Below are 10128 nucleotides of genomic sequence, written 5' to 3' on the forward strand. Positions count from 1 at the left end.
CGTCAGTACGGCGGTGGGCCCGACGCGTCCGGCTCGTCGGCGTCGTCGTGGAAACTCACCTCGACGCGCTCGAACCCCTTGTGCCGCATGGCCTCGGCGTAGCCGGTGTAGGCGCGCCGGTCCGCCTCGGTCAGGTCCACGTGGTCGGTGAACGGCGTCAACAGGGCGCGCGGCCAGAGCCGGCGCCCGGTCACCACGTTGATCTCGATGCCGAGCACCGCCATCACCGCGGCGATGTAGATGATGCCGATCAGCCCGAGCACCAGCCCGAAGGTCTGGTTCATCGTGGAGGTCCCGCTGAGCACCCGGGTCGCGTAGAAGGCGCCGCTCCACTGCAGGACCTGCCACATCAGCGCCACCGCGAGCGCACCTGGCGCCGCCCGGCTGACGTGGTGGTGGCGGGCCGCGGCCAACCGGAACAGCCAGGTCAGCACGACCGTGTTGACCAGCACGGTGAGCGCCACGACCAGCCAGCGGATCGTGCCGTCGAAGGCGACCCCGAAGGTCTCGGTCGTGCTGATCAGCGCCGAGACCACCGAGATCGCCACGACCGAGGTACCGGCGAAGATCACCAGCAGGAGGCTCTTGAGCCGCAGCAGGAACGGGTTCGGCCGGCTGTTGCGGGGCACCGACCAGGCCACGTTCATCGCGTTCTGCGAGGCCTGGCCGACGCCCAGGGACCCGTAGACCGCGGCCAGCGCACCCACGACCACCCCGGCGGTCGATCCGCGCAGCCCCTCGGGGCGCCCGAGCTGGTCGCCGATGATCGGGAACTGCCCCAGCGCCGAGTTGAGCACCTGGGCCTCCAGGTCGGGGCGCCCCTGCAGGATGAAGCCGAAGATCGACGAGGCCAGCAGCAGCAGCGGGAAGATCGCGATGAAGGCGTAGTAGGTGATCGTCGCCGCCAGGTAGTTGCCCTGGTCGTCGAAGTACTTGTAGATGACCGCGATCGGCACCCCGAGCACAGGGTGGGACCGTTGCGCCCGATCGGCCCTGGCCACGACTCCCACGTCGCCACGCTAGCGGTCGCGCCCCTCGGCCACCGGGTTCAGTAGGACTTCGGCAGCCCCAGGGAGTGCATCGCGACGAAGTTGAGGATCATCTCGCGACTGATCGGCGCGATCCGGCCGGCACGGGTGGCCACCAGCAGCCCGGCCATGCCGTACTCCTGGGTGATCCCATTGCCACCATGGGTCTGCACCGCTCGGTCGGCCGCGTCGCAGGCGGCCTCGGCGGCGGCGTACTTGGCCATGTTGGCGGCCTCGCCGGCCGCCATGTCGTCGCCGGCGTCGTAGAGCGCCGCGGCCTTCTGGGTCATCAGCCGCGCCAGCTCGATCTCGATGTGCGACTGCGCCAACGGGTGCGCGATCGCCTGGTGCGCACCGATCGGGTCCTTGAAGACGGTCCGCTCCTTGGCGTACGCGGTGGCCCGGTCGAGCGCGAACCGGGCCAGCCCGGTGGCGAACGACGCCGCCAGGATCCGCTCCGGGTTGAGACCCGCGAAGAGCTGCACGAGCCCGGCGTCCTCGTCACCGACCAGGGCGTCGGCCGGCAGCCGGACGTCGTCGATGAAGACCTGGAACTGCGCCTCGGGCGAGACGATCTCCATCGGGATCGGGGTGAACTCGAAGCCGGCCGCGTCCGTGGGCACCACGAACAGGCAGGGCTTGAGCTTGCCGGTTTTCGCATCCTCGGTGCGAGCCACCACCAGGACGTTGTCGGCCTCGTCGAGGCCCGAGATGTAGATCTTGCGACCCTTCAACACCCACTCGTCGCCGTCGCGCTTGGCGGTGGTGGTGATGTTGTGCGAGTTCGTGCCGGCGTCCGGCTCGGTGATCGCGAAGGCCATCGTGCCGGTGCCGTCGGCGATGCCGGGCAGCCACCGGCGCTTCTGCTCCTCGGTGCCGTAGCGGCTGATCACGGTGCCGCAGATCGCCGGGCTCACCACCATCATCAGCAGCGGGCAGCCCTGGGCCGCCAGCTCCTCGCAGACCGCGGCGACGTCCCCGATGCCGCCGCCCCCGCCGCCGTACTCCTCGGGGATGTTGACGCCGAGGTAGCCGTTCTTCCCGATCTCCAGCCACAGGTCGGTGGTCTTGCCCCCGCTGCGCGCCTGCGCGGTGAAGTAGTCGCGGCCGAAGCCCTTGGCGAGCCGGGCCACCTCCCGCCGCAGCGCCCGACGCTCCTCGGACTCGGTGAACGGGACCTGGGTGTCGCTCATGACTCTTCTCCTTCTACTACGGCGAGGACGTCGCCGGACGCCACCTGGGCGCCGGCCCGCACGTCGAGCTGGCTGACCACGCCGGCGTACGGCGCACTCACGGTGTGCTGCATCTTCATGGCTTCCAGCACCAGCACGGTCTGACCGGCGGCGACCTCGTCGCCGACCTCGACCGCGACGCTGACGACCGTGCCGGGCATGGGCGCGAGCAGCGAGCCGCTGGCGATCGCGTCCGCCGGGTCGGTGAACCGCGGCACCCGGGTCAGCCGGACGTGCCCGCCCGGCGAGTCCACGTCGACCACGCCCCCGCTCACCGTCACGTCGTACGTCGTGGCGACGCCGTCGGCGCGCAGCTGCACCCGGTCGCTGCTCGCGGTGAGCACGTCGTACCCGTCGACGCGGTAGCCGTCGCGACCGCCGAACCAGGCGACGGCGAGGCTCTCCTCGACCCCGTCCAGGGCGAACTCGGTCAGCTGGGGCTGGGAGACCACGTTGCGCCAGGCGACCGGCGCTCCGCGCTGGACGGTCCGGGCGGCGCGGCCACGCTCGGCAAGGGCGATCGCGGCGGCCGTCGCGGCCGCCTGCCGGTCGCGCACCGGCGGGTCGATCGAGCGGCCCGCGAGGAACGCGGTGCTGACCTCGCCGGCCAGGAAGCCGGGGTCGCGCAGGATGTCGACGAGCAGGTCCCGGTTGGTGGTGAGCCCGTGGATCCGGCCCCGGGTCAGCGCCCCGGCGAGCCGACGGGCTGCCTGCTCACGGGTCGGCGCCCACGAGATCACCTTGGCGAGCATCGCGTCGTAGTGCGTGGAGACCTCGCTGCCGCTCGTGAAGCCGGAGTCCAGCCGCACCCCCTCGCCCACCGGGATCTCGAAACGGGTCAGCCGACCGCTCTGCGGCTGCCAGTCGGCGGCCGGGTCCTCGGCGTAGAGCCGGACCTCGATCGCGTGCCCCTCGGGTGGGGACTCCACGTTCGGCACCGGGCGGCCCTCGGCCACCGCCAGCTGCAGCTCGACCAGGTCGACACCGTGCACCAGCTCGGTCACCGGGTGCTCGACCTGGAGCCGGGTGTTCATCTCCAGGAACCAGAACCGCGACGTGTCGGCGGCGTCCACCAGGAACTCGACGGTGCCGGCGCCGACGTACGAGATCGCCGCCGCGGCGGCGCGCGCCGCCTCGTGCAGGGCGGTGCGGGTCTGCTCCGAGAGCCCGGGGGCGGGCGACTCCTCGACCACCTTCTGGTGGCGGCGCTGGATCGAGCAGTCCCGCTCGCCCAGCACCAGGACGCCGTCGGCGTGGCCGACGACCTGGACCTCGACGTGCCGCCCGGTCTCGACGTACGGCTCGACGAAGACGGTGCCGTCGCCGAAGGCCGAGAGCGCCTCGGCCCGGGCCTTCTCGATCTCTCCGGGCAGCTCGGCCAGGGTGCGCACGATCCGCATCCCGCGGCCGCCGCCGCCGGCGGAGGCCTTCACCAGCAGCGGCAGGTCGGTCTCGCCTGCGGAGTCGGCGGTGTGGTTGGCCAGCACGGGTACGCCGGCGGCAGCCATCAGCTCCTTGGCCGCGATCTTGGAGCCCATCGACTCGATCGACTCCGGCGCCGGACCCACCCAGGTCAGGCCGGCCTCGATCACCGCCCGGGCGAAGTCGGCGTTCTCGGAGAGGAAGCCGTAGCCGGGGTGGACGGCGTCGGCGCCGCTGCGACGGGCGGCCTCCAGCACCAGGTCGATGCGCAGGTAGGTCTCCGAGGGCGCGTTCCCGGGCAGCGCGACCGCGTGGTCGGCCTCGGCGACGAACGGCAGGCCGGCGTCGGCGTCGGAGTGCACGGCCACGGTCTCGATGCCGAGGGCGCGACAGGTCGCGAAGACCCGGCTGGCGATCTCGCCACGGTTGGCGACGAGGAGTCGGGTGATCGTCATCGGGCTCACATCCTGAAGACGCCGAAGCGGTCGGTGCCGCTGAAGGCTGCGTTGTCGATCACGGAGAGGCAGATGCCCAGGACGGTGCGGGTGTCGCGGGGGTCGATGACGCCGTCGTCGTACAACATCCCGGAGAGGAAGAACGGCAGGCTCTGCTCCTCGACGGAGGCCTCGATGAACGCCTTCATGCCGGCGTCCGCCTCCTCGTCGTACGGCGCCCCCTTGGCCTCGGCGGCCGCGCGGGCGACGATCGAGAGCACGCCGGCGAGCTGGGCCGGACCCATCACGGCCGACTTCGCCGACGGCCAGGTGAACAGGAAGCGCGGGTCGAAGGCGCGCCCGTTCATGCCGTAGTTGCCGGCACCGTACGACGCTCCCATCACCACGCTCAGGTGCGGGACCGTGGAGTTGCTGACCGCGTTGATCATCATCGCGCCGTGCTTGATGATCCCGCCCTGCTCGTACTCCTTGCCGACCATGTAGCCGGTGGTGTTGTGCAGGAACAGCAGCGGCACGTCGATCTGGTTGGCGAGCTGGATGAACTGCGTCGCCTTCTGGGCCTCCTCGGAGAAGAGCACGCCCTGGGCGTTGGCCAGGATCCCGATCGGGCGGCCGTGCAGTCGCGCCCAGCCGGTGACCAGCGAGGTGCCGTAGAGGGGCTTGAACTCGTCGAAGGGCACCGCGTTCTGCTCGCTGGTGCCGTCGCAGATCCGGGCGATCACCTCGCGCGGGTCGAACGGCTCCTTGAGGTCGGTCGGGATCAGGTCGAGCAGGCCGTCGGGGTCGGCGTCCGGCTCGGCGTACGTCTGCTCCGGGGAGGTCCGTTCGGCCTCGGGCCGCGCCTTGCGCCAGTTGAGGCGGGCGACGATCCGGCGGCCGATCCGCAGCGCGTCGCGCTCGTCCTCGGCGAGGTAGTCGGCCAGTCCGGAGGTCCGGGCGTGCATCTCGGCACCGCCCAGGGACTCGTCGTCGGACTCCTCGCCGGTGGCCATCTTCACCAGCGGCGGACCTCCCAGGAAGACCTTGGCCTGCTCGCGCACCATCACGGTGTAGTCGCTCATCCCGGGCACGTAGGCGCCGCCGGCGGTGGAGTTGCCGAAGACAAGCGCCACGGTCGGCGTCTTGGCCGCGGACGACCGGGTGATGTCGCGGAAGAGCCGCCCGCCGGGGATGAAGATCTCCTTCTGGGTGGGCAGGTCCGCGCCGCCGGACTCCACCAGCGACACGGTGGGCAGCCGGTTCTCCTCGGCGATCTGGGAGGCCCGGAAGATCTTCTTGACCGTCCACGGGTTCGAGGCGCCGCCCTTCACCGAGGGGTCGTTCGCGGTGATCATGCACTCGACGCCCTCGATCACCCCGATACCGGTGACCACGCTGGCGCCGACGGTGAAGTCGGACCCCCAGCCGGCCAGCGGCGAGAGCTCGAGGAAGGCCGAGCCCTCGTCGATCAGCAGCTCGATCCGCTCCCGCGGCATCAGCTTGCCGCGGGCGTGGTGCCGGGCCACGGACTTCTCGCCGCCGCCGGCGACCGCCTTGGCCTGCTCGGCATCGAGCTCGGCCAGCTTGGCGAGCATCGCTGCCCGGTTGCCGGCCGGCGCCTGCTCCTGGGGCTGGCTCACGCCTCCAGCACCGCCTTCATCCGTTCCAGCGTGGTGCGCATGCCGCGCTCGTTGGTGCGGCCGCGCAGTGCGCCGAGCAGCGTCCAGTACAGCCGCATCGGCAGCGCCGGCTCGAGCCGGAAGTACTCGGTGACCCGGGTCCCGGCACCGTCGGCCTCGAGCCGGTAGCCCCAGTTGTTGACGGTGACCGAGGCGGTCCCCACGGCGAACTCGAAGAGCTCCTGCGGCACGCACTTGGTCACCGTGCACAGCGACCAGTACGTCGGTCCGACGCCGTTGCGCTTCACGTGGCCGGCGAAGGTCGCACCCACCTCGGGCCCGGTCGACCCGCGGGTCCACTTGGCCTCGAAGGTCTCCGGGGAGAACTCCCCGATCCGGGTCACGTCACTGACCAGGTCCCACACCTCCTCGGGGGTGGCGGCCATGGTCATCGTGACCTCTCCGGTCATCGGTCGCAGCAGCGCCATCAGTGGTCCTCTCGTTCGGTGATCAGCAGGATCGGGATCAAGGGCAGGGTCAGGGGCAGGGTCAAGTGCGGGGTCATCAGGTGTAGCCGAGCAGCTTCGCGGCCAGGTCGGTCAGCACCTCGGTGGCGCCGCCACCGATCGGCAGGATCCGGGCGTCGCGGTAGTGCCGCTCCACCTCGGTGCCGTGCAGGTAGCCGGTGCCGCCGTGCAGCTGGACCGCCTGGTCGCAAACGTACGTCGCGCAGTCGACCGCGGTCTGCTTGGCCAGGCAGGCTTCGGCGATCACGTTCTCGCCGGCGGCGTGCCGGGCCGCGATCTCGCGGGTGTAGGTCCGGGCGACCTCGACCTGTCGACGCATCTCGACCAGCTTGTGCCGGACCACCTGGTTGGCGATCAGCGGCTTGCCGAAGGTCTCGCGCTCGCGACAGTAGGCCGCGGTCAGCTCCAGGGAGCGGTCCGCGATGCCGTAGGCGTGCACGGCCAGCGAGATCCGCTCCACCACGAACTGCTCGGCGATCTGCACGAAGCCGGAGTTCTCGGCGCCGACCAGGTTCGCCACCGGCACCCGGACGTCGACGAAGGCCAGCTGCGCGGTGTCCGAGCAGTGCCAGCCCATCTTGGTCAGGGTGCGGTCGACGGTGAAGCCGGGCGTTCCCTTCTCGATGACGAGCAGGGAGACGCCGGCGTGGCCCGGACCGCCGGTACGGACGGCCGTGGTGACGAAGTCGGCCCGGACGCCGGAGGTGATGAAGGTCTTGGCGCCGTTGACGACGTAGTGGTCGCCGTCGCGGACCGCGGTGGTCCGGATGCCGGCGACGTCCGAGCCGCCGCCGGGCTCGGTGATGGCCAGGGAGCCGATCGTCTCGCCGGCCAGGGTGGGTCGGACGAACCGGTCGACCAGGTCGGCCGAGCCGTTCGCCGCCATGTGCGGCAGCGCGATCCCACCGGTGAAGAGAGCCGCCATCAGCCCGCTCGAGGCACCGGCGGAGAAGCAGCCCTCCTGCATCGCGACCGAGTCGAGCAGGTCGCCGCCCTCGCCGCCGACGTCCTCGGGGAAGGAGATGCCGAGCAGGCCCTGCCGGGCGGCTGCCCGGTGCAGCTCGCGCGGCACGGACTGGGCGTCCTCCCACTCCTGCAGGTGCGGGGCGACCTCGCGGCGGACGAACTCCGCCGCGCTGGCCCGGATCGCGTCGCGCGCCTCGCGGGTGTCGGTCACGGCGGGATCGACGACGGGGTTCACAGCAGCGCCTCCTGGATGTGCACCATCCGGGAACGGGCCCACTCGCCCAGCCCCTTGGCCTGCGGGTCGAAACGGGTCGAGGCGGCGACGCCCTCACCCAGCAGCCCGTGGACCAGCACGTTGACCGCGCCCAGGTTGGGCAGCAGGAAGACCTCGACGTCGAGGTCGGCGGTCTCGGGCAGCAGCTCGCGGATCTTCTTGGGGGTGATCAGCTTGCACAGCCAGGTCACCCGGGCGTCGTACGTCGCGGCGTCGGGGGCGTCGTGGGAGACCCAGAGGCCGAGGTTGGCGTCCCCGCCCTTGTCCCCGGAGCGGGCGTGCACGAAGGTGCCCAGCGGCATCCTGCGGTTGAGCTGGTCGGCCGGCGCCGGGTACGGCGAGGGCCGGGTGCCGGCGTGGCTGTCGACCTGGCTGAACTCGGTGGGGTCGGCGATCCGTTCCCGGCTGCCGTCGGCATGCACGACCGCGTGCTCCACCCGGCCCCGGTCGACGTACGCCGCGCGGTAGACGCCGTACGGCGTGGCCGGTCCGGGCGGGCCGGTCATCGTGAACCCGGGGTAGGAGGCCAGGGCGAGCTCGACCGCCGGGCCGGTGAAGGCCTTGCCGACCGGCTCGGGGGCGGGGTCCTTCACCGTGCAGCGCAGCAGGCAGGAGGCGCCCTCCTCGGTGTCCGCGTCGGGCATCGGCAGCGCGGTCCGGGTCCAGGTGACGCTCTGCGCGCGCAGGGCCGGCGTGAGCTGCTCGCGCACCCAGTCCGCCTTGGCGTCGATGTCGAGGCCGGTGAGCACCAGCTCGACGGTGTTCCGGAACCCGCCCAGCTCGTTGACGCAGACCTTGAGCTGCTCGGGCGGCGCCTCGCCGCGGACACCGCGGATCGCCACCCGGTCGGGCCCGACCTGGCTCAGCTCGACGGTGTCGAGCAGCGTGGTGACGTCGGGGCCCAGGTAGCGCGTGGACTGGATCTCGTAGACCAGCTGGGCGGTCACGGTGTCCCGGGTGACGGCACCGCCGGTGCCGTCCTGCTTGGTGATCACGCAGGAGCCGTCGGCCGCGATCTCGGCGAGCGGGTAGCCCAGCGGCTGCCCGGTGTGCGGCAGCGACCGGAAGCCGGAGAAGTTGCCACCGGTGGCCTGGGTGCCGCACTCCAGGACGTGGCCGGCCACCACCGCGCCGGCCAGCTCGTCGTACGACGTGGGCGACCAGCCGAAGTGGGCGACGGCCGGCCCGAGGACCAGCGAGGCGTCGGTGACCCGGCCGGTGACCACGATGTCGGCGCCGGCGTCCAGCGCGCGTGCGATCCCGAAGCCGCCCAGGTAGGCGTTCGCGGTCAGGGCACCGTCGTACAGGCCGAGCGGGCGCAGGTCGTCGCCCTCGACGTGCGCGATGGCCGGGTCGAGACCCAGGCCGCGGGCGACCTCGCGGAGCCTCTCGGCCAGGCCGGCCGGGTTGAGGCCGCCGGCGTTCGCGACCAGCCTCACACCGTTCTCCAGCGCGGTGCCGAGCGACTCCTCGACCTGGCGCACGAAGGTGCGGGCGTAGCCCAGCGAGGGGTCCTTCATCGTGTCCTTGCCGAGGATCAGCATGGTCAGCTCGGCCAGGTAGTCGCCGGTCAGGACGTCGAGGCCGTGCCCGTCGGCGGAGCCCTCGAGCATCTCGCGCATGGCACTGAGCCGGTCCCCGTAGAAGCCGGAGCAGTTGCCGATCCGGAGCACGCTCATGCGGAGCCTTCTCCGGAGCCGGCGGGCTCGCGGCCGGGTCCCGGCGGGCCGGCGAAGGCCTGGGCGATGCCGAGCCAGCGCTCGGCGTCCTCGCCGACGGCCACCAGGTCGGTGTCGTCGCGGTGCCGACGCTGGGTGACCAGCAGGCAGAAGTCGTACGCCGACCCGGTCACCCGCTGCGCGGCGTCCTCGGGGCCCCAGGTCCAGAGCTCGCCCGAGGGCGCGGTCAGCTCGATCCGGAACTCCTCGGCCGGCGCCTCGAGCTCGTGCACGGAGAAGGCGAAGTTGCGGGTGCGCACCCCGAGGTGGGCCACGTGCTTGATCCGGTCGGTGATCTGGGGCTCGATGCCGAGGGTGTCGTAGACGTCGAGGGCGTGCGCCCAGGTCTCCATGTAGCGCGCGGTGGCCATCGAGGCCGGCGACATCGGCGGACCGAACCACGGCAGCTTCTGGCCCTCGGGGATCGCCCGCAGGGCCACGCCGAGGCCCTCCCGGGCGGCCCCCCAGCGGGCGAGCAGCGCGGCCGGCTTCATCCGGCCGACCTCGAGGGCACCGGCGTCGACGAAGCCCTCGGGGTCGGCGATCGCCTGGAGCACCAGCGCGTCCCAGGCCTCCTTGTCGGTGGCGGCGACAGCGGCCACCTCGTCGGTCCAGAGCAGGTGGCCGATCTGGGTGGAGATGTCCCAACCGGGGGCGGGCGTGGGCGTGGCCCAGGCCTCCTCGTCGAGACCGGAGACCACGCTCCAGAGCTGGTCCCCCTCGGCCTTGAGGTCGGCGAGCAGGGCGTCGAGCAGTTCGGACATCAGGACTCCTGGGTCAGGGCGAGGTCGAGGGTGTCGGCCCATTGGTCGAGGATCCGACCGCGGCGGCGGGCGTCGTCGGTGATGGTGGCCGCGAGGCCGAGGCCGCGGACCAGGTCGAGGGTGGCCTGCACGAGCTCCCGGATG

The 10128-nt window shown here is 72.0% G+C and carries 8 protein-coding genes; all 8 read right to left on the reverse strand.

From position 1 onward, the window contains the following. Positions 1-2: 2 nt before the first annotated feature. Entirely contained in the window at positions 3-956 is a 954-nt protein-coding gene (locus ABZE72_RS04310; protein WP_372727786.1) for a YihY/virulence factor BrkB family protein, read from the reverse strand. A gap of 92 nt (positions 957-1048) precedes the next feature. Next, positions 1049-2221, reverse strand: a complete 1173-nt coding sequence (locus ABZE72_RS04315) for an acyl-CoA dehydrogenase family protein (RefSeq protein ID WP_372727787.1) — start codon at positions 2219-2221, stop codon at positions 1049-1051. Beyond that, positions 2218-4137, reverse strand: coding sequence for a biotin carboxylase N-terminal domain-containing protein (locus tag ABZE72_RS04320; protein ID WP_372727788.1), 1920 nt, complete (start codon positions 4135-4137; stop codon positions 2218-2220). The genes ABZE72_RS04315 and ABZE72_RS04320 overlap by 4 nt, the downstream gene beginning before the upstream one ends. Before the next feature lie 5 nt (positions 4138-4142). Further along, entirely contained in the window at positions 4143-5711 is a 1569-nt protein-coding gene (locus ABZE72_RS04325) for an acyl-CoA carboxylase subunit beta (RefSeq protein ID WP_372727793.1), read from the reverse strand. Positions 5712-5752: 41 nt separating this feature from the next. After that, the gene (locus ABZE72_RS04330) at positions 5753-6223 is read right to left on the reverse strand and encodes an SRPBCC family protein (RefSeq protein WP_372727789.1); all 471 of its coding nucleotides are present in this window, start codon (positions 6221-6223) and stop codon (positions 5753-5755) included. A 76-nt stretch (positions 6224-6299) separates the two neighbouring features. Continuing rightward, positions 6300-7463 carry an acyl-CoA dehydrogenase family protein gene (locus ABZE72_RS04335; RefSeq protein ID WP_372727790.1) on the reverse strand — a complete coding sequence of 388 codons (1164 nt, stop codon included), beginning with the start codon at positions 7461-7463 and terminating at the stop codon, positions 6300-6302. Continuing rightward, positions 7460-9181, reverse strand: a complete 1722-nt coding sequence (locus ABZE72_RS04340) for an acyclic terpene utilization AtuA family protein (protein WP_372727791.1) — start codon at positions 9179-9181, stop codon at positions 7460-7462. The genes ABZE72_RS04335 and ABZE72_RS04340 overlap by 4 nt, the downstream gene beginning before the upstream one ends. Continuing rightward, complete coding sequence (locus ABZE72_RS04345; protein ID WP_372727792.1) at positions 9178-9984, reverse strand: TIGR03084 family metal-binding protein; 807 nt, start codon at positions 9982-9984, stop codon at positions 9178-9180. The genes ABZE72_RS04340 and ABZE72_RS04345 overlap by 4 nt, the downstream gene beginning before the upstream one ends. Between the last annotated feature and the right edge of the window lie 144 nt (positions 9985-10128).

Origin of the sequence: Nocardioides sp., assembly GCF_041600255.1 — a bacterium.
GTDB lineage: Bacteria > Actinomycetota > Actinomycetes > Propionibacteriales > Nocardioidaceae > Nocardioides.